The organism is Longimicrobium sp. (assembly GCF_035474595.1).
Classification (GTDB): domain Bacteria; phylum Gemmatimonadota; class Gemmatimonadetes; order Longimicrobiales; family Longimicrobiaceae; genus Longimicrobium.
The window spans coordinates 25,099-46,158 of the sequence record NZ_DATIND010000038.1; the positions used below are offsets into that span (position 1 = coordinate 25,099).

The window sequence follows — 21,060 nt, forward strand, 5'->3', positions numbered from 1 at the left end:
CATGGGCCCCGCGCCGCGCAGTTTGCGGAGCCAACCATTTACTGCTTCGCCCTGAACATCTGGATTTTTCGCACCCGGGAGGATGGGGACGAACGCGCGTTCCCGCAACGGTATCGGAGCGTTCCCCGGCATCGGAGGATCTCACGCGGAGACGCGGAGGCGCGGAGAACTCATCGCATCCCGTGTCTCAGCATCTCCCGCCTCGCCGCGCGCGAGACCTGTGCATCCCCCCCTTGACATCGTGTACTGTTTGGTACACACTACATGTCATGGCGAGCCTGGGTGAGTTCCTGCGGGAGCGGCGCGAGGCGCTGCGGGAGAAGGACCGGCGCTATTCGCTGCGGCAGGTGGCGCAGCGGGTGGGGATCGAGCCGTCGTTCCTGAGCAAGGTGGAGCGCGGCGAGGGCGCGCCGCCGGGCGAGGACACGCTGCGGCGCCTCGCGGCGGAGCTGGACGTGGACGCCGACGCGGTGCTGGCGCTGGCCGGCAAGGTGTCCAGCGACCTGCAGGACGTCATCCGCCGCCGCCCCATGCTCTTCGCCGCGCTGCTGCGGGAGCTGAAGGACATGCCCGACCACGCAGTCCTCCGCCTCGTTCGGGAGGTCCGCGACGGAGAGTGGTAGTGCGGTAGTGCGGTAGTGCGGTAGTGCGGTAGTGCGGTAGTGCGGTAGTGCGGAAGTGCGCGAGTGGGAGCGATGGACGGCCGTTCGTGATCCGCCGTCCCTGTCCCCTGTAACCTGTCCCCTGCAACCTGCCGAGGCCGTGATGATCGAGCTGCGCAACGACGTGCTGGCCTTCTCCTTCCCCGACGTCCACGCGGACGCGCGGGTGGAGATCGAGCTGCAGCGCACGCTCCGCATCCCCGACGACGGGCGCGACTACCCGCTGCCGCCGGGGCTGGGCCGCTTTCCGCTGCGCCACGTGGACGACTTCGCCGGCCGCCTCCCCGCCCAGTGGGGCCGCCACGGCGGGGTGATGCTCCCCATGTACCAGGCCGAGGCGCTGTGGCTGAGCTTCCGCTCGCCCACCGGCTTCCCGTTCGCGGTGAAGGTGGCGACGGGGAAGATCAACGCCGTCACCGGCGAGTCGTGGCGCGACGGGCTGAACCGCCATCCGCAGGACTACGTGACCGTGCCCGGGCAGCCGTGGCTGGACGGCTACTGCGTGGAGAAGGGATACATCCGCCAGTTCGTGGCCATGCCGCTGGGCGCCGGCTACACCGCCGAGGAGCAGATCACCGGCGAGGCGGAGCACGGCGGGCTGCAGCTGGCCGTGTACCCCATGAAGCGCGAGGCGTGGGAGCGGATTGTGGCCGAGCGCACGGAGATGGCGAGGCGCATGCCCCCCGCGCCGATGTTCGCCGCCGCCCCGGCCGCGGCCGCCGCCCTGGGAATGGAGATGGGGCTGGGCGCCGGCGGGCGGATGCGGCAGTCGATCTACGACGACCGCTACACGATGGAGGACTGGGACCTGCGCGTGACCAGCCGCTGCTTCATCCACATCGCCAACTCGCTGGTGTGGCGCTCCATCACCGGTACCGAGGCGCCCACCGCGCCGCCCACCGCCGAGGCGTACACCCGCGCCGGGCTCCCGTGGTTCGACTACTACGCCGAGAACCGCACCGCGGTCGAGGGCTCCGGAACGCTGGCCAGGCTCAAGAGCATCTTCAACCTGGGCAAGGAGAAGGGCGACGTTCCCCTCCCCGAGAACCAGTCCGTCGAGACCACCCACGTCGTCGGCCTGAAGGAAAAGCCCACCCCCGAGACGGTGCGCGAGGGGACGTTCTAGCCGGAACCGCCGGAAGACGAATCGCCCCGGAGCGCAGCGCGTTCCGGGGCGATTTGCTGGATCGTACGCGGCATCGTTTCAAGGCGGGGACGTTTGCTCCCAAGGCGGGAACACTATAGATTCATCATCCATGCGGATCATCTCGAAGCGCACGCTGCGCGAGTTCTGGGCGACGCATCCGAGGGGAGCTGAGGCCATGACCCCGCTTCAGGTCTGGCACAGCACGTCAGAAGGCAAAGACTGGGCAACTCCCGCCGACGTAAAGGCCACTTACGGCGATGCCAGCATCCTGAGGAACAATCGAGTGGTGTTCAACATCGGGGGAAACAAGTTCAGGCTGGTCGTACAGATCAACTATCGCTTTAGAGTCGTGTATATTCGGTTTGTTGGCACCCACGACGAGTACGACGCGATTGACGCGGAGACGATCTAATGGACGTGAAGGTACGACCGATCCGTACGGAGGCCGACTACGATGCGGCGCTGGCTGAGGTCAGTGTCCTGATGGACGCCGTTCCCGGTACACCGGATGGCGACCGATTCGACGTACTTGTAACGCTTGTCGAGGCCTATGAGGCGCGACATTGGGCGATCGCTGCTCCAGATCCGATCGAAGCCATTCGGATACGGATGGAGCAGAAACACCTCCGGCCTCGCGACCTCGAGCCTATGATCGGTTCGCGTGGCAGGGTATCGGAAGTGCTTTCCCGGAAACGAGCTCTGACCTTGCCAATGATCCGGCGGCTGTCCAGGGAGCTCGATCTCCGCGCTGACGTTCTGATTCAAGAGATCCTCCCTCCTGCTCGCGAAAGCACTGCATCCGACCGCTAGGAACAGAATCCCGTAGCTTCTAAAAGGCCCACACCGAATGCCGGTGTGGGCCTTTGTACTCGCGAACGCTCAAGGAACCGGGACAGATCAGTTCTAGCCGTGAGCCTCAACTGCCGGCCCGCCCAGCTTCTCCACCACCTCGCCGATCTCCGCGTTGCCCTCCAGCACGAACACCACGCCGGGGGTGGGGATGACGTCGACCAGCGGGGTGCCGGGGGCGAAGCCGTGCGGGAGGGTGAGGAGGCCGGCGTGGTCGGTGCCCAGCTCCAGCTCGTCCGCCGACCCCAGCATCCCCTCCGAGACCTCGCCGCGGAGCTTGCCGCGCTTGATCTTGCGCCCGTCCGGCAGGGTCACGCCGCTGCGGATCAGCGGGTAGAACGCCTCCGCCTGCACGTTGTCCGCGCCGGTGACGATCTGCAGGCGCTGCCCGGTGCCGTCGTCCACCACGCACACCTTCAGCCGGTCGGCGTTGGGGTGCTGCGCCACGCTCTCCACGCGGCCCACCACGATGGGGCGCAGCAGCTCGGCCAGCGGGACGACGCGGGAAACGCGGAAGCCGCGCTCCTCCAGCAGCCGCGCGACCTCGTCCGGGCTTTCGGGAAGGGTGGGAATGCGCGAGCGAAGCAGGTTCAGGCCTACGTTCACGGCAGCACGACTCCGTCAGGAAGATGGGGATGAAGCGAGGAGCGCCGGGCACGTGCGCCGGCGCTCCTCGCGAGAGCGATCGAGCGGAGGGAGTGGGATTCGAACCCACGAGCCTTGCGGCCGCCGGTTTTCAAGACCGGTGCATTCAACCACTCTGCCATCCCTCCAGGCGCGCCAAAGATAATGTCTCCCCCGCGCTTCTCAAACCCGCCGCGGCGCGGATCGCGAGCACCCGGGCGGCATCCCTCCCGCCGCGGCGGGCCGAAACGTATCTCCCTGTCGCGCAGATCTCTTACGCCACCATTGCTCCCGCGCGCGCGGACGCTATCTTTCGCTGCGCCGGACCACCCTGCAGCACCCGCATCGGCAGTCCACGAAACGCATTCTCGCGAAACATCAGATGATCGACCGACCACGTGCCGCACTCGCGGCGCCGGCGCTGGCGTGCATCCTGGCCCTCGCGGGCCTGTCCACGCACGCGCAGGCGCAGGCCCCCGGACCCGCCCGGCAGGCGGGCACGCCCGGGATCCTGCAGCTTCCCGCGGTGCGGGCGCGCCCGCCCGCGTCGCGGGTGAACGCCGCCGGGCAACCCGTGGCCCGGCCGGCGGCGCTGGTGCGCCGCCCGGCGGTGCGGCCTGCGCTGGCCCCGGCCACCGCGCTGGACGAGTCGCCGCAGAAGCCGAACGGCGAGACGCTGGCGCAGATGACCCCCGAAGCGGTGAACGGCGGGCGCCAGCTCTTTCCCGTGGGCGCGCGGCTGCGCGGGCCGTCGGTGCTGCGCGTGCAGGTGCTGCTGGACCGCGCGCTCTTCTCGCCGGGGATGATGGACGGGAGCTGGGGGAAGAACACCTCGGTCTCCGTCTACTGGTTCCAGGCGCGCGAGGGGCTGACGCCCACCGGCGTGGTGGACAGCGCCACCTTCGCGCGGCTGGAGCAGGTGGCCGGCCGCCCGCGCGAGATCGTCGTCCGCCATGTGCTGACGGCCGACGAGGTGCGCGGGCCCTTCCGCGAGCTACCGGGAAACATCTACGAGCAGGCGCGGCTGGACTGCCTGTGCTACGAGTCGCTGACCGAGAAGCTGACCGAGCTCTACCACTCGCGCGCCGAGCTGCTCCAGCAGCTGAACCGCGGCGTGGCGCTCAACCGGCTGAAGGCGGGCGACGCCATCTGGGTGCCCAACGTCCGCGACGCGGCCGCCGCGCCGGCGGGGCTCATCTCCACCCTGGTCATCTCCGGCTCCGACCACTACCTGCAGGCGCTGGACGCCGGCGGGCGCATCCTCTACCACTTCCCCACCACGCTGGGCTCGTCGTACGACCCGTCGCCCGAGGGAAGCTTCCACGTGCTGCAGGTGACGGAGAACCCCTGGTGGCACTACCAGCCCGCCATCCTGCACCACGGCCACGAGGACGCGCCCGACGCCCAGATCCCGCCGGGGCCGAACAGCGCCGTGGGGAAGGTGTGGATGACGCTCTCGGCCGGGCACTACGGGATCCACGGCACCAAGAGCCCGGAGACGATCGGGTACGCGGTGTCGGCCGGGTGCGTGCGGCTGACCAACTGGGACGCGCTGTACCTGGCCCGCCGCATCACCGCGGGAACGCCGGTGGTGTTCCGCGGCACCCGCACGCGCGCGCAGCAGCCGGCGCAGGCGAGTGCGGCCGCGCGCCAGCCCTCCGCGCCCGCGCAGGCTCGCCCGCCGCTGGCCGGCGTGCGCGCGGACAGCGCCCGTGCGGCGGCCGCGAAGCCCGCGGCCGGCGACAGCACGCGCCGCGACTCGTCGCGCACCGCCCCCGCGAGGCCGGACAGCGCGCCGTCGCAGCCCGCCACCCCGCCGGCCGCGCCGCAGACGCAGGCGCCCGCACCGGCTCCGGCAACGACGCAACCTGCAGCGGCAGCGCCCACGTCGACGCCGGCTCCGGCGCCGACGTCTCCCGCGCCCGTGCGCGCCGACAGCGCGGCAAAGCCGTAAGCGCCATCCGCGGCACCGAGGAAAGAAGCGGCTCCCGAGTGATCGGGGGCCGCTTCTTCATTGACCCGGGAATCTGGGGACGAGGATACCGAAAATGCGACTGAAGTCGCGGCTACAACGGCACACACTCCGCCTGCGCGGAGTTCGAGCACTCCCCCACCTCCGGCTCGGGAATCGGGCTCCGAGCCGGTACGGACGGACGTAACTTCATCCCGCTTCCATACTTCGTACTCCCGTACTCTCGTACTTTCCACCCCTCCGGCCCGAAACCTGCCTTCGTGGCCGCCGCACGTACACGGTTGGTCCAACGAAACGAAGGCGAATCTCATGAAGAAGATCCTGGTCGCGGCGCTGGCGGGGCTGGCCCTGGCCGCGGGGTGCACGGTGGAGGACAAGACCGGCGAGAAGCAGGCGCCGCCCGCCGAGCGCGGCACCGCGCAGGCCGCCCAGCCGAGTGCCGCGGACCTGCAGCCGGCCGACGAGCCCGACCTTACGCCGCAGCAGATCGAGCAGGGGCGCTACGCCACCGACTGGACGCAGGTGGTGCAGCTCGACACCACCGGCGCGGGAAGGCCCATCCGCAACCCCGAGAAAGTGGAGCAGATCACCGCCGACCGGGTGAACAACGGGCCGATGTTCCTCCCGCTCTTCGGAGAGGTGGCCGGGCCGTCGGTGCTGCGGGTGCAGGTGCTGCTGGACCGCGCGCTCTTCTCTCCCGGCGAGATGGACGGGCACTACGGGAAGAACACCGCCAAGGCCGTGTACTTCTTCCAGCAGTCGCACGGCCTTCCCCCCACGGCGCGGGTGGACAGCGCCACCTTCCAGGCGCTCGCCCGCGCGGCCGGCTCGCCGAAGGACCTCGTGGTCCAGCACCGGCTGACCGCGGACGACGTGAAGGGGCCGTTCATCACCATCCCCGAGAACGTGCAGGCGCAAGCCAAGCTCGAGTGCTCGTGCTACAACAACCTCACCGAGAAGCTGGGGGAGATGTTCCACGCCGCGCCCGACCTGCTGAAGCGGCTGAACCCGGGTGTGGACCTGGACCACCTGCAGGCGGGGCAGGCGGTGAACGCGCCGCTGGTGCGCGACGCGGGCGCGGGCGGCGGCGGGCAGGTGGCGCAGATCATCGTGTCGGGCCGCGGCAGCTACGTGCAGGCGCAGGACGCGAGCGGGAAGATCCTCTACCACTTCCCCAGCACGCTGGGGGCAACGTACGACCCGTCGCCCAGCGGCAGCTTCCGCGTGACCAGCGTGACCCAGAACCCGGCATGGCACTACCAGCCGGAGCTGATCGCCACGGCCTCCGACACGGCGCACGAGGCGATGGTTCCCGGCGGGCCCAACAACCGCGTGGGCGCGGTGTGGATGGCCCTGTCGGCGCCGCATTACGGCATCCACGGCACCAACAAGCCGGAGACGATCGGCTACGCGACCTCGTCCGGCTGCGTGCGGCTGACCAACTGGGACGCGCAGTTCCTGTCGCACCACGTGCGCGAGGGAACGCCGGTGCACTTCCGCGACATCCAGGGCCGCTCGTCGGGCCAGGCGTACGGCGACGCGGGAATGACGAACGGCGGCGGAGCGCGCGGCGCCGCGGCTCAGGGGCAGGGGACGAAGGCGGACAGCGCCGCGTCCGCCGCCTCGGGCGAGCCGAAGGCCGGCGCCCACGGCACGCCGTCCGGCTCGCGCTCCGGCAGCGGTGCCCGCGGCGGCCGCTCCGGCGGAAGCGACAGCTCGAAGAGCGGGAGCGGCACCGCGCGGCCGTGACCGGGTGAGAGACCCGGCGCTTCACGAAAACGGCGCGGGGGGGACACGGAGATTTGGATCTCCGTGTCCCCCTGTCGTTTGCTGGCGGCCGATGCCCCGCCGCGCGGGGACGATCAGCCGAACTTCTCGTCGGCCGAGGGGCCGTAGAGGCCGGGGACGGGGACGTCGAGGAGGCGCAGGTAGACGGTGAGCTGGCCGCGGTGGTGGATCGAGTGGCTGATCCCCATGGCGCGGAGCGCCGCGGCGCGCGTCATGGTCAGGAAGGTGCGGCCCTGCGCCTTCAGCGACCAGGTCTGCTTCCACCCCTCGGCGGGCACGGCGTTCACCGTGGCCACCAGCGACGCGGCGGCCTGGTCGAAGGCGCGCAGCAGCTCCTCGCGGTTCGTGGGCTTGGGCGCGTCGCGGGGGTCCGCCACGTCGAACTCGTCGCGCGTCAGCGCGATGATGGCCAGGTGCGGCAGCTCGGCGATGTGCGAGGCGATGCGGCCCAGGGTCATCGACTTCTCGTGCGGCTTCCAGTCCCAGTGCTCGTCGGGAACCTGCTCCAGCGCGCGGCGGGTGTTCGCCAGCTCGGGCTCCAGGTCGTTGAACGCGAGGGGACGCGCGGACGGGGCGGCGGCGGTGTCGGTCATGGCTCGTTCGGCTGCGGGTGATGGGAGACAGCTCTCGGGCTGCATCGTGGCACCCGCGCGGAACCGCGTCAAGCCGAACGGGAGACGAAAGGGAGGGGAGATGGAGATCGATCCGGAGCCGCGAATCCGATCCGCTACGGCCGCGGCGCCTCCGCCTGCTCGCGGTGATAGGCGAAGGTGCCGCGGATCCCCGCCACGAAGGCGACGCCCAGCAGCAGCGCCGGCCCCACGCCGGAGGCGACGGGGCGCGTGTGATAGGCCACCCAGAGCTCCACCACCACGTAGACGAGGAGCAGCACCGCGCAGACGCGGCTCCGGCGGTACAGCCCGTACGCCAGCAGGAGGATGAGGAGGGGATCGAGGAGCCAGGCGAGCTCCTCGTCGTCGCTGAAGCGGGCGATCCAGATGAACGAGATCACGCGCACCGTGCCCCAGAGCGCCGCCACCGGCCAGGCGAGGTCGATCAGCTTGTCGGCCCTGTCCAGCCGCATCTCCAGCCATCCGGGCGAATCGCCGTTCGAGGGGCGGCGGAGCTGGTCCAGCATGCTCATCCTCCCTCCCCCGCGGCTTCCTGGGCGATGCGGTAGGCGTCGTTGCGCGCGATCCCCAGGCGGCGGCGCAGCTCCTTCGCCACCGCGCTGGGCGGCTGCCCCTGCGCCAGCCGATAGGTCAGGCTTCCTTCGTGTGAAACCCAGGCGCATAGATCTCGCGCACGACGGCGAGCATCGAACGCAGGGGGTCACCGATTTGATCAATCACGGGCTGTATCCGCTCTTGTACTCGTTCCGAGAACGCCGGCGGGAGCTTTTCCGTGACAAGCGCCCACTGCAGTTCCGCGACAAGGACAGGGCTCTGACGAAAATCAGAATGCGTTGAAGAGAAACTGATTTCAGCGAGTGCGTCATCAAATTCGCGACCGCTCTCGCTTAGAGCGATCTCCTCCGAAAATGTAGCTCGGAGAAAAGAAGCACTAAGCAGCGGGTCGTGATAGGCTGTGAGAATTTTAGGTACTTGCCAAGCGTAGTTCGCACCGAATTCCTTTGCCCGTGTCACTCTAATTTCTTGTAGGGCTGTCGCAACAGCAGCATATGCAGCAGGTTCCTTCAGCCGCTCTCCAAATAGGCTGTGCGGCGACAGACATTCAGCCTCCCTGGACGTAATAGAGCCATCTGAGCCACACAGGAAGAGTGAGGACGAAAGGCCACTCTCTGCCTCATGCTGCAACGGCTGAAGTATACCGATTCTAGTTTGGACGAGGCTGAGTACGGATTCGAGTTGAAATGCATCTAGCGGAACCAAGCGCATTAACCTTTTCCTTGCTGAATCGTCCGAAAGCTCACTGACGACACGACGAAGGATTGAAAGCTCTTCACACCATGGGCATCGGTGAGGATCATCTGATAGGTAGACCACTTCCCCGGCACCAAGATGTACACCTTCATCTGTTTGTCTAAGAGATGCTAGCAACCGGTCCCAGCGCGTTGCGGTGGGGGGTCTGCCAACGATGACGAATGCATGAATTTGATACTCGTCGAGCGGACGCGCGGCTTTCATTTTTGTGATGGTATCCTGAAGTAGTCGATGGATCGCACGTATACTCCGACCATGAATAACAACATCGTCTAATATCAGTATGTGTTCGACACCGGCCAGTTTCTCCTCTAATTCGGTATGCGCACGGTTCGCGTACACGAGATAGTCGTCGTTCGATTCCGCCGAGATTCTCGGGCGAGGTAGTTTAACAACGCTCGGCTTGTGGTAGGCGATTTCGGCCAAATCCAACAATGCCGGGGTTGACGGGTGCTCCGGAACAACGATTAGATCGCATAGAGGACTGTGCGTCCGCAACTTCGAAATCATTGAGCGCCGGAAATCACGGTCTTTTAGAAGGCGTGCGACATCAATTGCCACGGGCAGGTGGCGACGTTCCCCTGTGGAGTCATCGTCTTTATGAACCTGAATAGCCTCCTGTTCACTCGCGACCTCCCAAAAACGGCGGTGAGCCAACGCATATTCAGGCCGAAGCATCTGTGGCTGGATCGTCCCTTCGATCACGGGAGAGTATGTTCGTGGATGTATTCTCACAATGGGACGCTTCGCAGTATCTCTGCAAAACTCGCATAATTCACCGCGCGGCACATTAAAACGAACGACGTTGGGGAAATGAACGAGGGATGTCGGCTCCGATTCTTCACGGGTATCCACCAGCGCGACCGGGAGAACTCTGGCACGCCGACCGAGAATTCGCGGAGCGAATTCTTGAAATCCTTTCGCCAGTGATCCAGTCGAAACGACGCTCATAATGAACAGCACAGTTGCATCAGTCTCACTCGAGATTGTTGGGGGCACACGCGCGAGCAGTTGTTCGACATGCGACACAAACGGGTAGGACTGAAAAGCTAGGATGTGAGGCCTCTTGCCATTCAGCGCTTCCCCTCTGAAGGCGAGTTCTTGGAGGAGCGGCATAATCGTCCAAGTATCGCCAATGATAACGGTGTTCTCGGTTAGCTCATGAGTGAGCCAATCGGCGATCCGCGCTATTGCAGCGGTTTCATTTAAACAGTCGGCAACACGGATGAAGGTATTAGCATGAGTACCTGCGGGTAGCTCAAAATGCGCATTCGGGGGAGAAACAATAGCTCCGGTCCAGTCTAGTTGCGCGCGAAGTTCTACTTCCCGCAACGTGCGCAGCACGTCGGCCGGGACGTCCTTCTCGGGTTCGACTAAGATGTCTAATCGGGGCGGAAGCGGCCTGCCTTCACTTCGCGCAAATTCAAGTACCGCAAGCCCGATTTTACGACTCGTCCTCTGATTCAGGTATTCGCTTAGAATGCCGCCTTCTAACTCTACGTGCGTTGGAACCGGTCCACGAAGCACTAGCAAATCCACATCTAATACTTCGTACGGAAGATCAAGAAGCAGCTTTGCCGGGGAGTCGCTGACCACCTCTGCGGTGTACCAAAGATCAATCAAAGAGCACGTAAAATCATCGGGTGAAAACGGCAGATCTCTTCGAAACGTCCGAACGCCAAAACCCGGTCGGGCTCTGCAGTAGTACCACGCGGGGAGTTGCAGTGTATCGGTCATAGGGAGAGCTCGTAGCGTGTCGTGATAGGAATTAACAGCTGCCAAGCAGTGCCGTAGTAGCACACGTCCGGTTCGTTACTAACTAAATATTTAGGCGAAGAATCCCAATGTTCACTACCGAGCGTGTCGGAGTACATCGATTGCACGCGTGCTCGACCAGAGCGGAGATTCGCAAAGGCACGGGCCTCCCCAAACTGCTGTCGGATGATCTCCATTCCCATGCCCGGCCGCGTTTGTGTGCTGATCTGACGCCCCCATTTTCCTTTTGTGGAGGCGCCTCGCTGCAATGCCTTCTCAAGACGCATTCTTTCGAATGAATAGGGCTGAACATACAAATTTTCGCCTACGCCATTCCGAGCCGAGACCACAAAGTAGCCAGGGTATGCGACGCCCATTCCACCGTCCGCCACGACCACTTCCAACCATCCGCCTTCTGGTCGCGAGAAGTGGTTAAGATATTTCTCTACGTATCTTGCGACGTTACCACTTAAGTAAGATAGGGTGCTCTTATGATGGACTATTCCAAGTAAACGCGGAACCAATGGTCGGATAGCTGCCGGTCCGACGCGGGCTGACCCATGCTCCTCCGCATTGAGAACTGTCTCAAACGCGAGACGAGTTACCAAGCCGAGCAAGTTCTCAGGAATGGGAATCTCAGCATGGCGGAGGAGCTTGGCGACATTAGCTCTAAAGGTATCAAAGCTCGCCGAAAGGACTGCCTCGGCAGCCGTACAGATCACGCCCCGTGTCACGTAGTGGGGAGCGGCGAAGGAAACCTCGGCAACACGATCCTCACCACGAATAAATAACGGGTTGAATGCTGACTCAGTGTAGGATCGCTCTGCGACGTAGAACCGCGAATCCGGCAATCGCTCTACCTCAACAATATCCGCAAACCCCGACAGCGCCGTATACAACACCATGACGTCGAGAACATCTGCTTTTATGGGACCACTAAGTACTAGACGGATGCGTGGAGGTCGCGCTGCGAGAACATTTGCGATGTCTATGTTCCAACTTTCTCCTGAAACGCGAATCTCCATGATCACCTATGTGTTTCCAGGGAAGCGCACTTACTATGAACGTGAGATACCACTTGTTGAAAAATTTGTCAATCTTACCCCGCGGCTTCCTGGGCGATGCGGTAGGCGTCGTTGCGCGCGATCCCCAGGCGGCGGCGCAGCTCCTTCGCCACCGCGCTGGGCGGCTGCCCCTGCGCCAGCAGCGCCTCGGCGATGGAGCGCGCGGCCAGCGCATCGACCTCGTCCTCGGCCTGCTCGTCGCGGGGGCGGCCGGCGACCACCACCACGATCTCGCCCAGCACCTCGCCCGCGGCGAAGTGCGCGGCGGCCTCGGCCAGCGTGCCGCGCACCATCTCCTCGTGCAGCTTGGTCAGCTCGCGGGCGACGGCCACTCGCCGCGCCGGGCCGCACGACCCGGCCAGGTCCTCCAGCAGCTTCGCCACGCGGTTGGGAGATTCGTAGAGCACCGACGCGCGCGGACTGGACGCGACCTCCTCCAGCAGCTCCGCGCGCTCGGGCCCCTTGCGCGGCGGAAAGCCGAGGAAGGCGAAGGTGTCGGCCTCGATCCCCGACGCCACCAGCGCCGCCAGCAGCGCCGACGCGCCGGGGATGGGAACGACGGGGAAGCCCGCGTCCACCACCTCGCGGACGATGCGCGCGCCGGGGTCGGAGAGGAGCGGCGTCCCCGCGTCGCTGACCAGCGCCACGCGCTTCCCCTCGCGCAGCATGGCGACAACGGTGCCCGCGCGCGCCGCCTCGTTGTGCTCGTGCGCGGAAACCAGGCGCGTGTGGATGTCCAGGTGGCGCAGGAGGATGGAAGTGCGGCGCGTATCCTCGGCCAGCACCACGTCCGCCGCGCGCAGCACCTCGGCGGCGCGCAGGGTGATGTCGCCCAGGTTGCCGATCGGCGTGCTCACCACGTACAGCCCTACGGGCATCTCCCGATCGCTCACGCCCTCTCCCCCATCTTCATCCCCATTTGTGAGCCGATCCGGCTTCATCACCGGCGGCTGAAGCCGCAGCAACAACTACGGGAAGCCCCGCAAACTGCGTGAGGCTGTTCGGCTCGGAACGACGTCCGCGGGCGTCGGTCGAGATTGTCCGAGTTCCAGATTCCCTTTTGACGCACCCATGCCCGCCCGCGAGTCCGCGAAGGCGGACTTCGGGCCGTTGTTGCCGCGAATTCATTCGCCCTCCGGCGGCCCTCCGGCGGCCCTTCGGCTCCCGGCAACGCCATCCGGCCGGCGTGCAGGGCGCGCGCCAGCGTCGGGGAATCGAGCCGCCGGTCCGTCAGGAGGGAGAGATTGGGGCGCGGCGGGTCAGAGCGCCAGCGCCCAGGGGAGGCGGGTGAAGAAGCCGTGCTCGGCCAGCACGAAGCGGCTGTCGCGGGCGGTGCGCTCCACGATCGCCGCGGGGTCCACGCCGTGGTGGTCCGACGCGGTGATCAGCACCTCGGTGACCCACGCCGCCACGCCGTCGGTGAGCCCCGCCGGCGAGTCCACCGGGTCGCCGGAGATGCGCCCTTCGTCGGTCACGTTGAAGGCGCCCACGCACGGGTGCGCCGCGGCGGCCACCTGCTGCGCCCGGCGCACGATTCCCATGGCCGTGTCGCGCCCGGTGGCCTGCGACAGCTCGCGCATCACCCCGCCGATGATGCGGCGGTAGAGGTCCACGAACCCCGGCCCCGCCTGCACCGGCATCTCCGCGAACGCGGGGTAGAGCGTGCAGCGCAGCCCCGGCCCGGCCGTGGTGAACACCGTGCGCAGGAACTCGGCGGCGGGGACCGACGGGTCGCGGTCGCTGAACCACCCCGCGCGGTAGGCGCCGTCCTCGAAGTGCACGTAGTGGAAGCGGCACCCGTCCACCAGCTCGATGACCCCGCTGAACCGGCGCTCGCGCAGGAACGGGAAGAGCATCTCCGGGCGCGACGGGTCCAGCGGATCGGCGAACACGACCGGCTCCTGCAGCAGCGTGGCGAGCATGGCCTGCAGCTGCGCCTCGCCAGTGCCGAAGTAGCCGATCTGCCCGCCCTCGCCGCGCTCGATCTCGGTTCCCACCAGCCGCAGCACCTCGCTCAGCGCCGCCGGGCCGCGCGAGCCGGGCTGCAGGCGCGCCGAGTGGAACGGCTCGCCGTTGCGCATGAACACCAGGAAGCAGCGCTCGCCCAGCTGGATGGAGACATAGCCGGAAACGCGGCCGGACCGGTCGCGCTTCCCGTCGCTCAGGATGCCGGGGAGGTTGACGTACGAGAGCTTGGTGCGCGGAAGGAACGCGGTGTCGAACGGAAACTGGTAGCTCATCCCGTGGGTGGGCCGGCGCGCGCGGTTCGGGGGAGTGGAGACGGAAACGCAGACCGCGGGTACAACTAACGTGCCCGCGCGCAAGTGCTTGCGCCGCAACACGCATCCCGCGGGCGGCGAATCCGCGGGCGTGCAGGACAACGGACGTTCCCGCAAAATGCGGCGGGCCGGGAGGCATGCTCCCGGCCCGCCCGTGCATCCGGAACGGCTACGCCGCGGCGCCGTTCAGGTGCTGCCTGATCTTGTTCTCCAGCACCGGGCGGGGCACCGCGCCGATGACCTGGTCCACCACGTTCCCGTCCTTGAAGAACAGGATGGTGGGAATGGAGCGGACGTTGAACTGCGCCGGCACCCGCGGGTTGTTGTCCACGTCCATCTTTCCCACGGTCACCTGCCCGCTGTACTCGTCGGCCAGCTGCTCCACGATGGGCGCAACGGCGCGGCAGGGCCCGCACCACACGGCCCAGAAGTCGACCATGCTCAGGTTCGAGCTGCCGGTGATGTCCTGGAAGTTCTGGTCGGTCACTTCGACCACGTTCGCGCTGTCGGCCATTGGCTCTTTCCTCTTCTGTGGTGGCCGCGCCGCCCGTCGCGGGCTAGCTTGTCCGGCCACGTGTATCTCTCTACCCCGCCACCACCTGCACGGAGAAGACCGGATGGACGCCCGGCCGCTGGACCACGTTGGAATCGCGGTGCGCTCGCTGGACGAATCGCTTCCCCTGTTCGAATCTATCACGGGGGGCAAGGGGTACGGCCGCGAGGTCGTGGAGCAGCAGGGCGTCGAGGTGGTGTTCCTGGGCACCGGCGACGGCCGTCTGGAGCTGCTCGCCCCCACCCGCGAGGATTCGGGCGTGGCCAAGTTCCTCGCGAAGCGCGGGCCGGGGATGCACCATCTGTGCTACCGCGTCCCCAGCGTGCAAGAAGAGCTGGACCGCTACCGTGCGCAGGGCGCGCAGCTCATCGACGAGCAGCCGCGTCCGGGCGCGGCGGGCCACATGGTGGCGTTCATACACCCGAAGTCGACGGGCGGCGTGCTGGTGGAATTGCTGGAGCTGGCGGCGGGGCACTGAAGGCATTCCGCGAACGCAGATGGGCGCCGCACGACCACTCGCCGTGCGGCGCCCATCGTTCTCCATCTTACGAAATCCCTACTGCGACTTCGTGACCGCCTCGAGGTCGACCTGCTCCACCAGCCATCCGCCCGCGGCGGTGCGGACTACGACGAACGGCACGTCGACGGTGCGTCCGTTCTGCGTCAGCTGCACGGTGAGCTGCTCGGCGTCGGGGCCGCGGCCGGGGATCGGCTGCTCGCCGCGGATCACGAAGCGCTCGTTCTTGAGGATGTTGGCGATGGCGTACATCCGGCGCTCCACCTGCTGCTCCGGGTCGCGGGTGGTGATGGCCCCCTCGCGCGTGCCGAAGAGGTAGCCCATGCGCGTGTAGTCGTTGGCGCCGGCCAGCCGCATGAACTGCTCGACGACCTGCGCCGGCGCGGCGGCGGGCGCCATGCCCGAGGGCGCGGCCATGCGGCCGGTGCCCCCGCAGGCGGCGGCGCCGGCGAGCAGCGCGAAAGCGAGCAAACGGATTCGCCAGGAGCGCAAGCGGACCTCCGGGTGTGGCAAGGGAATTCGGCGTGTGTTGGCGGTCCGCGAATGTTGGCGCCGCGCACTCGCGGTGTCAAGCTGAACGGCTCGCCTGCGGGGCCGTCCATGCTTTCGCCGACGAAATGCTTGCGCACCGGCCCTGCACCCCTGACCCTTGTGCCGTCAGGCGTCCCGTACAAGGATAGTGTCATGCGCACAGGCACCATTCTCCTTGCTCTACTCGCATTCGCCGGGGGATGCAAGCATCAGGCAGCTCCGCCTGCCGAAGTTTCGCCTTCGCCGGCCACGGGCGAGAGCCGCGAGCAGCGAGAAGCCCTGCCCCCGCCGATTCTCGCATTGATCGGAGAGCGTGCGCGACTCTCGCTCACCTCCGAGCAGGTGGTCGCGCTGGACTCCATCCAGCAGCGGTGGAGTGCCGAGAACGCAAGGCTGACGCAAACCGGAATGGTGATGTCGACGAGCGTGCTGGGCACGACGTTCAAGCGCGGCACGGTTGCACCCTCGGGACCCGAAGCGCGGGCGAACCACTTCCGCGCGGCGAAAGCCGTGGAAGCGGTCCTTACCGAGCAGCAGCGACGCGCCGTGTGCGATCTCCACCGCACCAGGCCGGAGCCGGTGCACCGGCTCTGGCCTTGGTGCGGCAGCCGCCCTGGCGCCATACCAGGTGCGTGAACGCGACGCCGAGCCATCCGAGACTCTGTTCCGAGCCGGGCTCCGCGGTCAGGAAGGCAAATGCGCATCGATCGAGGAATGGATGTCCGATACGGACTACCTGCTGGTAAACCGCAAGACGGAAGCAGCGCAGCGCTTCGCCGCACTGTCGGCGCTCTTCGATCCGGGCACGCTCCGGCAGTTCGATGCTTGCGGCATGGCTCGCGGGTGGCGCTGCTGGGAAGTGGGTGCGGGAGGACCCACCCTGGTCCAAGCCATCGCGGAGCGGGTCGGAGATACCGGATACGTTTTGGCGACCGATATCGACCCCACCTGGACCAAGGAGGCGGCGGCCGGCAACGTGGAAATACGCAATCACGACGTGGCCCTCGATCCCCCGCCCGGTGAATCGTTCGATCTGGTTCACGCTCGCCTTGTCCTGGTCCACGTCCCCGAGCGGGAGCGCGCGTTCCGGAACATGATCTCCGCGCTGAAGCCGGGCGGCTGGCTGGTGGTCGAGGACGCCGATCCGGCACTGCAGCCCTTGAGCTGCATCGATGTCTACGGCCCCGAACAGGAGCTGGCCAACCGGATCAGGGTGGGATTCAGGACCCTGTTGTCCGGCCGGGGAGCGGACCTGTCCTTCGGCCGGAAGCTGCCCCGGATGTTTCGTGAGGCCGGCATGCTGGACATGGCCGCCGAGGCTTATTTCCCCATCGCCTTCCCGGAATGCATCCCACTGGAGATCGCCACGATCGGGATGATCCGGAACGATCTGGTGACCCACGGCATTGCAACCGACGACGAAATCGAGCGGCACCTCGACAACGTGCAAGCGGGTACGCTGGATCTCTCCCAGCCGCCGATGATCTCCGTCCGTGGACGCAAGCCACGGGGTTGATCGTGGGCGCCGCTGGAGGGCACGGATCACCTCCCGGCCCGCGTCGTTCGTCCTCCCGTGTCTTCGTGGCCTTCCAGCGCGCAGCATCCCGCCACGCATCGCTCCAGCCGCGCGCCCAATGCAGGTGAACCCCGCGTCGGGTTTCATCGCCTTGACTCCTCACGCAGCTTCCTGTACTGTACTTCTGTACAACTACTCAGGAGCCGCGATGGCGATCGAAATCACCTACACAGCTGCACGCGCGAACCTCGCGAAGCTCCTCGATTCCACCGTCGAGGACCGCGAAATCGTGCTGATTCGGCGCCGCGGTGCGGAAGACGTTGCGCTGATCGCCGCGGATGAGCTGGAGAGTCTCCTCGAGACGGCTCACCTGCTGCGCTCTCCGCGGAATGCGGAGCGGCTCCTCACGGCACTCCAGCGCGCTCGCGCACGGACCGAGACCCCACAGCACCTCGACGACCTCCGCGCGGAACTTGGTCTTGAGCAGCGGGGCTGACCAGAGAACGAAACGAGAAGCCGTTTTCCAGCCAGAGTTCCGCGAGGACCTGCGGTTCTGGGTGGAAACGGATCGCAAGCTCGCGCTACGCTGCCTCGATCTTGTGGAGGCAGTGCTGCGGGATCCGTTCTCCGGGATCGGGAAGCCCGAGCCGCTGAAGTACCTGGCGCCCTGCACATGGTCGCGCCGGCTCTCCCAGGAGCACCGGCTGGTTTATCTCGTGAGTCGCGACCGCATCGATTTCCTCCAGGCCCGCTATCACTACTGACCGCCGGTCCCACAATCGGCTGCCGTACAACCTTTCTCCCGTGCCGCAACCGAAGAGCCGCTCCCGTGCCTCGCGGCACGGGGGCGGCTCTCGTCGATACGGTTGCCCCTGAACTTCTCGTCTCCCACCCTCACACGCCCGCCGGCACCTCCGCCTCCTCGGCGGGGGCGGCGGCGGGGTTGTCGGCGCGGAAGGAGAGCTGCATGGAGCCGGGCTCGCGGTCCACCACGATGGTGTCGCCGTCCTCGAACTCGCCCTCCAGCACGCGGACCGCCAGCGGGTTCTGCACCAGCCGCTGGATGGAGCGCTTCAGCGGGCGGGCGCCGTAGGCCGGGTCGTACCCCTCCTCCGCGATCAGCGCCTTGGCCGCGTCGGTCAGGCGCAGCGACATCTTCCGCTCGGAGAGCAGCGTCTCCAGCCGCTTCAGCTGCAGCTCCACGATCCGCTTCAGCTCCTCGCGGTCCAGCGGCTTGAACACGATGACCTCGTCCACCCGGTTCAGGAACTCGGGGCGGAAGTGGCGCCGCATCTCCCCCAGCACCAGGGCCTCCACCTCCTCTCGCACGCCGGGCTCGCCCATCCGCTCGGCGTACTCCAGGATCATGGAGCCGCCGATGTTGCTGGTCATGATGATGACCGTGTTGCGGAAGTTCACCGCGCGCCCCTGGCTGTCGGTCACCCGCCCATCGTCCAGGATCTGCAGCAGCACGTTGAACACGTCGGGGTGCGCCTTCTCGATCTCGTCGAACAGGATCACGCTGTAGGGGCGCCGGCGCACCGCCTCGGTCAGCTGGCCGCCCTCCTCGTAGCCCACGTACCCCGGCGGCGCGCCGATCAGCCGGCTCACGGCGTGCTTCTCCATGTACTCCGACATGTCGATGCGCACCATGGCCTCGTCGCTGTCGAAGAGGAACTCGGCCAGCGCCCGCGCCGTCTCGGTCTTTCCCACGCCCGTGGGGCCCAGGAAGATGAACGAGCCGATGGGGCGGTTGGGGTCCTGCATCCCCGCGCGCGAGCGGCGCACGGCGTTGGCCACGGCCTCCGTCGCCTCCGGCTGCCCGATCACCCGCTCGTTCAGGTGCCGGTCCAGGTGCGCCAGCCGCTCGCGGTCGCTCTGCAGCATCCGCGAGACGGGGATCCCCGTCCACCGCGCCACCACCTCGGCGATGTCGTCGGCGTCGACCTCCTCCTTCAGGAACTTGCTGCGCGCCTGCAGCTCGGCCAGGTGCTGGTCGCTGCCGGCGATCTCCTTCTGCAGCGCGGGGATCTCGCCGTACTGGATCTGCGCGGCGCGCTCCAGGTCACCCGTGCGCTGGGCGCGGTCCAGCTCCACCTTCAGCTCGTCCAGGCGCTCCTTCTTCCCGCGGATCTCCTGGATCGCCTGCTTCTCGCTCTGCCACTGCGCCTTCATCCCGCTGCTCTTCTCGCGCAGGTTGGCCAGCTCCTCCTCCAGCCGCTGCAGCCGCTCCCTGGACTCGGCGTCCTGCTCGCGTCCCAGCGCCTGCCGCTCGATCTCGAGCTGCATGATGCGGCGCTCCACCTCGTCGATCTCCTGCGGCATGCTGTCGATCTCGATGCGCAGCTTGCTGGCCGACTCGTCGATCAGGTCGATGGCCTTGTCGGGAAGGAAGCGGTCGCCGATGTAGCGGTTGGAGAGGGTGGCGGCGGCCACGATGGCGTTGTCGGTGATGCGCACGCCGTGGTGCACCTCGTAGCGCTCCTTCAGCCCGCGCAGGATGGCGATGGTGTCTTCCACGCTGGGCTCGCCCACGAACACGGGCTGGAAGCGGCGCTCCAGCGCGGCGTCCTTCTCGATGTTCTCGCGGTACTCGTCCAGCGTCGTCGCCCCCACCACCCGCAGCTCGCCGCGGGCCAGCGCCGGCTTCAGCATGTTCCCCGCGTCGGGCGAGCCCTCGGTCTTCCCGGCGCCCACGATGGTGTGCAGCTCGTCGATGAACACGATGAACTGCCCGTTGCTGCTGGTGAGCTCCTTCAGCACCGCCTTCAGGCGCTCCTCGAACTCGCCGCGGTACTTGGCGCCCGCCAGCATGGCGGTGATGTCGAGGGAGATGAGCGTCTTGTCGCGCAGCCCCTCGGGGACGTCGCCGTTCACGATGCGCTGGGCCAGCCCCTCCACGATGGCCGTCTTCCCCACCCCCGGCTCGCCGATCAGCACCGGGTTGTTCTTGGTGCGGCGCGACAGCACCTGGATGACGCGGCGGATCTCCTCGTCGCGGCCGATGACCGGGTCCAGCTTGCCGCGGCGCGCGCGCTCGGTGAGGTCGGTGGAGAAGCGCTGCAGCGCCTGGAACTTCTCCTCGGGGTTCTGGTCGGTCACGGTGTGCGGGCCGCGCACCTGCTCCAGCGCCTCGAGCAGCGTCTTGCGGCTGGCGCCCTGCGCCTTCAGCAGCCCGGCCGCGCTGAACCCCTTCTCGGCCAGCCCCAGCAGGAAGTGCTCGGTGGACACATACTCGTCCTTCAGCTCGCGCGCGTCCTTCTCGGCCTGGTCCAGCACCGCGTTCAGCTCGCGCGAGATGTGCGGCGTGGCCCCGCTCTGCTTCGGCAGCCGCGCGGCGGCCGCGTCGGCCTCGCTGCGCAGCCGGGTGACGTTCACGCCCACCTTCTGCAGGATGGGAACGATGATCCCCTCCTCCTGCTCCAGCAGCGACTGGAGAAGATGCAGATCCTCGATCTGCGGGTTGCCGGCGCGCTGGGCGCGGCTCATCGCGTCCTGCAGCGATTCGGCCGATTTGACAGTCAGACGATCGGGATTGATCATCGGGTCTCCGTAAGTGATTGAATTCTCGGGATCTACCTTGCGCCCGGATACCGGGCGGAACCGCGGGGTTCCGCGTTCCGCGCCGCCGCATGGGCGAGCGCGGCCGGGCGTCGCTGCCCGGGGGAAGGGAAACTTTCGTGCCCGGAAAAGCTTGCCAAATCGTCAGTTTCCCCGCCGAATGCGCGGGCACCCGGCGCGGAGCGATGGTTCGTGGACGAAAGGAGAATGGAAGGAGTCTCACCGGAGAACTGCCACCCTCCGTTTCCTCCGTTCCCTCCGTGTGATGCCCCGCCGTTCGCCCGGTCGAGGAGTGCACA

The 21,060-nt window shown here is 67.0% G+C and carries 21 protein-coding genes and 1 tRNA gene; 11 read left to right on the forward strand and 11 right to left on the reverse strand.

All coding sequences use genetic code 11. From position 1 onward, the window contains the following. The first annotated feature begins 269 nt into the window (after window positions 1-269). The 4 genes from VLK66_RS06445 (at window position 270) to VLK66_RS06460 (ending at window position 2,619) form a co-directional block, all read left to right on the forward strand. Window positions 270-623 carry a helix-turn-helix transcriptional regulator gene (locus VLK66_RS06445; RefSeq protein WP_325308564.1) on the forward strand — a complete coding sequence of 118 codons (354 nt, stop codon included), beginning with the start codon at window positions 270-272 and terminating at the stop codon, window positions 621-623. Between the two features lie 142 nt (window positions 624-765). After that, the gene (locus tag VLK66_RS06450) at window positions 766-1,788 is read left to right on the forward strand and encodes a hypothetical protein (protein WP_325308565.1); all 1,023 of its coding nucleotides are present in this window, start codon (window positions 766-768) and stop codon (window positions 1,786-1,788) included. Between the two features lie 130 nt (window positions 1,789-1,918). Next, window positions 1,919-2,221 (forward strand): type II toxin-antitoxin system HigB family toxin, encoded by a 303-nt coding sequence (locus tag VLK66_RS06455; protein WP_325308566.1) that lies wholly within the window; start codon window positions 1,919-1,921, stop codon window positions 2,219-2,221. Further along, window positions 2,221-2,619 (forward strand): transcriptional regulator, encoded by a 399-nt coding sequence (locus VLK66_RS06460; RefSeq protein ID WP_325308567.1) that lies wholly within the window; start codon window positions 2,221-2,223, stop codon window positions 2,617-2,619. Before VLK66_RS06455 ends, VLK66_RS06460 begins: the two co-directional genes overlap by 1 nt. A gap of 93 nt (window positions 2,620-2,712) precedes the next feature. On the opposite strand, the gene VLK66_RS06465 is transcribed toward VLK66_RS06460, so the two are convergent. Beyond that, entirely contained in the window at window positions 2,713-3,264 is a 552-nt protein-coding gene (locus VLK66_RS06465; protein WP_325308568.1) for a hypothetical protein, read from the reverse strand. Between the two features lie 84 nt (window positions 3,265-3,348). Next, a tRNA-Ser gene (locus VLK66_RS06470) sits at window positions 3,349-3,431 on the reverse strand. A gap of 233 nt (window positions 3,432-3,664) precedes the next feature. Between VLK66_RS06470 and VLK66_RS06475 the strand changes: the two genes are divergently transcribed. Then, entirely contained in the window at window positions 3,665-5,236 is a 1,572-nt protein-coding gene (locus VLK66_RS06475; protein WP_325308569.1) for a L,D-transpeptidase family protein, read from the forward strand. 327 nt (window positions 5,237-5,563) lie between these two features. After that, a complete protein-coding gene (locus VLK66_RS06480) occupies window positions 5,564-7,003 on the forward strand; it encodes a L,D-transpeptidase family protein (RefSeq protein WP_325308570.1) in 1,440 nt (479 codons plus the stop codon). Between the two features lie 113 nt (window positions 7,004-7,116). Here the strand turns inward: VLK66_RS06480 and VLK66_RS06485 are convergent, their stop codons facing one another. The 7 genes from VLK66_RS06485 to trxA form a co-directional block, all read right to left on the reverse strand. After that, the gene (locus VLK66_RS06485) at window positions 7,117-7,635 is read right to left on the reverse strand and encodes a DinB family protein (protein WP_325308571.1); all 519 of its coding nucleotides are present in this window, start codon (window positions 7,633-7,635) and stop codon (window positions 7,117-7,119) included. 134 nt (window positions 7,636-7,769) lie between these two features. Then, window positions 7,770-8,186 (reverse strand): hypothetical protein, encoded by a 417-nt coding sequence (locus VLK66_RS06490; protein ID WP_325308572.1) that lies wholly within the window; start codon window positions 8,184-8,186, stop codon window positions 7,770-7,772. 118 nt (window positions 8,187-8,304) lie between these two features. Continuing rightward, window positions 8,305-10,722, reverse strand: coding sequence for a hypothetical protein (locus VLK66_RS06495; protein WP_325308573.1), 2,418 nt, complete (start codon window positions 10,720-10,722; stop codon window positions 8,305-8,307). After that, on the reverse strand, window positions 10,719-11,771 hold the full coding sequence (locus VLK66_RS06500; protein ID WP_325308574.1) for a hypothetical protein: 1,053 nt from the start codon (window positions 11,769-11,771) through the stop codon (window positions 10,719-10,721). Before VLK66_RS06500 ends, VLK66_RS06495 begins: the two co-directional genes overlap by 4 nt. Before the next feature lie 68 nt (window positions 11,772-11,839). After that, entirely contained in the window at window positions 11,840-12,682 is an 843-nt protein-coding gene (rsmI, locus tag VLK66_RS06505; RefSeq protein WP_325308575.1) for a 16S rRNA (cytidine(1402)-2'-O)-methyltransferase, read from the reverse strand. A gap of 381 nt (window positions 12,683-13,063) precedes the next feature. Further along, window positions 13,064-14,044, reverse strand: coding sequence for a hypothetical protein (locus tag VLK66_RS06510; RefSeq protein ID WP_325308576.1), 981 nt, complete (start codon window positions 14,042-14,044; stop codon window positions 13,064-13,066). A gap of 208 nt (window positions 14,045-14,252) precedes the next feature. Further along, window positions 14,253-14,597 (reverse strand): thioredoxin, encoded by a 345-nt coding sequence (gene trxA, locus VLK66_RS06515; RefSeq protein WP_325308577.1) that lies wholly within the window; start codon window positions 14,595-14,597, stop codon window positions 14,253-14,255. Between the two features lie 103 nt (window positions 14,598-14,700). Between trxA and mce the strand changes: the two genes are divergently transcribed. Continuing rightward, the gene (gene mce, locus VLK66_RS06520; protein WP_325308578.1) at window positions 14,701-15,114 is read left to right on the forward strand and encodes a methylmalonyl-CoA epimerase; all 414 of its coding nucleotides are present in this window, start codon (window positions 14,701-14,703) and stop codon (window positions 15,112-15,114) included. Window positions 15,115-15,192: 78 nt separating this feature from the next. On the opposite strand, the gene VLK66_RS06525 is transcribed toward mce, so the two are convergent. Then, on the reverse strand, window positions 15,193-15,624 hold the full coding sequence (locus tag VLK66_RS06525; protein ID WP_325308579.1) for a hypothetical protein: 432 nt from the start codon (window positions 15,622-15,624) through the stop codon (window positions 15,193-15,195). Between the two features lie 213 nt (window positions 15,625-15,837). Between VLK66_RS06525 and VLK66_RS06530 the strand changes: the two genes are divergently transcribed. The 4 genes from VLK66_RS06530 (at window position 15,838) to VLK66_RS06545 (ending at window position 17,964) form a co-directional block, all read left to right on the forward strand. Next, window positions 15,838-16,320 carry a hypothetical protein gene (locus VLK66_RS06530; protein ID WP_325308580.1) on the forward strand — a complete coding sequence of 161 codons (483 nt, stop codon included), beginning with the start codon at window positions 15,838-15,840 and terminating at the stop codon, window positions 16,318-16,320. An 82-nt stretch (window positions 16,321-16,402) separates the two neighbouring features. Beyond that, window positions 16,403-17,200 carry a methyltransferase domain-containing protein gene (locus VLK66_RS06535; protein ID WP_325308581.1) on the forward strand — a complete coding sequence of 266 codons (798 nt, stop codon included), beginning with the start codon at window positions 16,403-16,405 and terminating at the stop codon, window positions 17,198-17,200. A gap of 208 nt (window positions 17,201-17,408) precedes the next feature. Beyond that, a complete protein-coding gene (locus tag VLK66_RS06540; protein ID WP_325308582.1) occupies window positions 17,409-17,696 on the forward strand; it encodes a type II toxin-antitoxin system prevent-host-death family antitoxin in 288 nt (95 codons plus the stop codon). After that, a complete protein-coding gene (locus tag VLK66_RS06545) occupies window positions 17,680-17,964 on the forward strand; it encodes a Txe/YoeB family addiction module toxin (protein ID WP_325308583.1) in 285 nt (94 codons plus the stop codon). The genes VLK66_RS06540 and VLK66_RS06545 overlap by 17 nt, the downstream gene beginning before the upstream one ends. Before the next feature lie 130 nt (window positions 17,965-18,094). Here the strand turns inward: VLK66_RS06545 and clpB are convergent, their stop codons facing one another. Continuing rightward, window positions 18,095-20,740: an ATP-dependent chaperone ClpB gene (clpB, locus tag VLK66_RS06550; protein ID WP_349260487.1), complete on the reverse strand. Its 2,646-nt coding sequence runs from the start codon at window positions 20,738-20,740 to the stop codon at window positions 18,095-18,097. Between the last annotated feature and the right edge of the window lie 320 nt (window positions 20,741-21,060).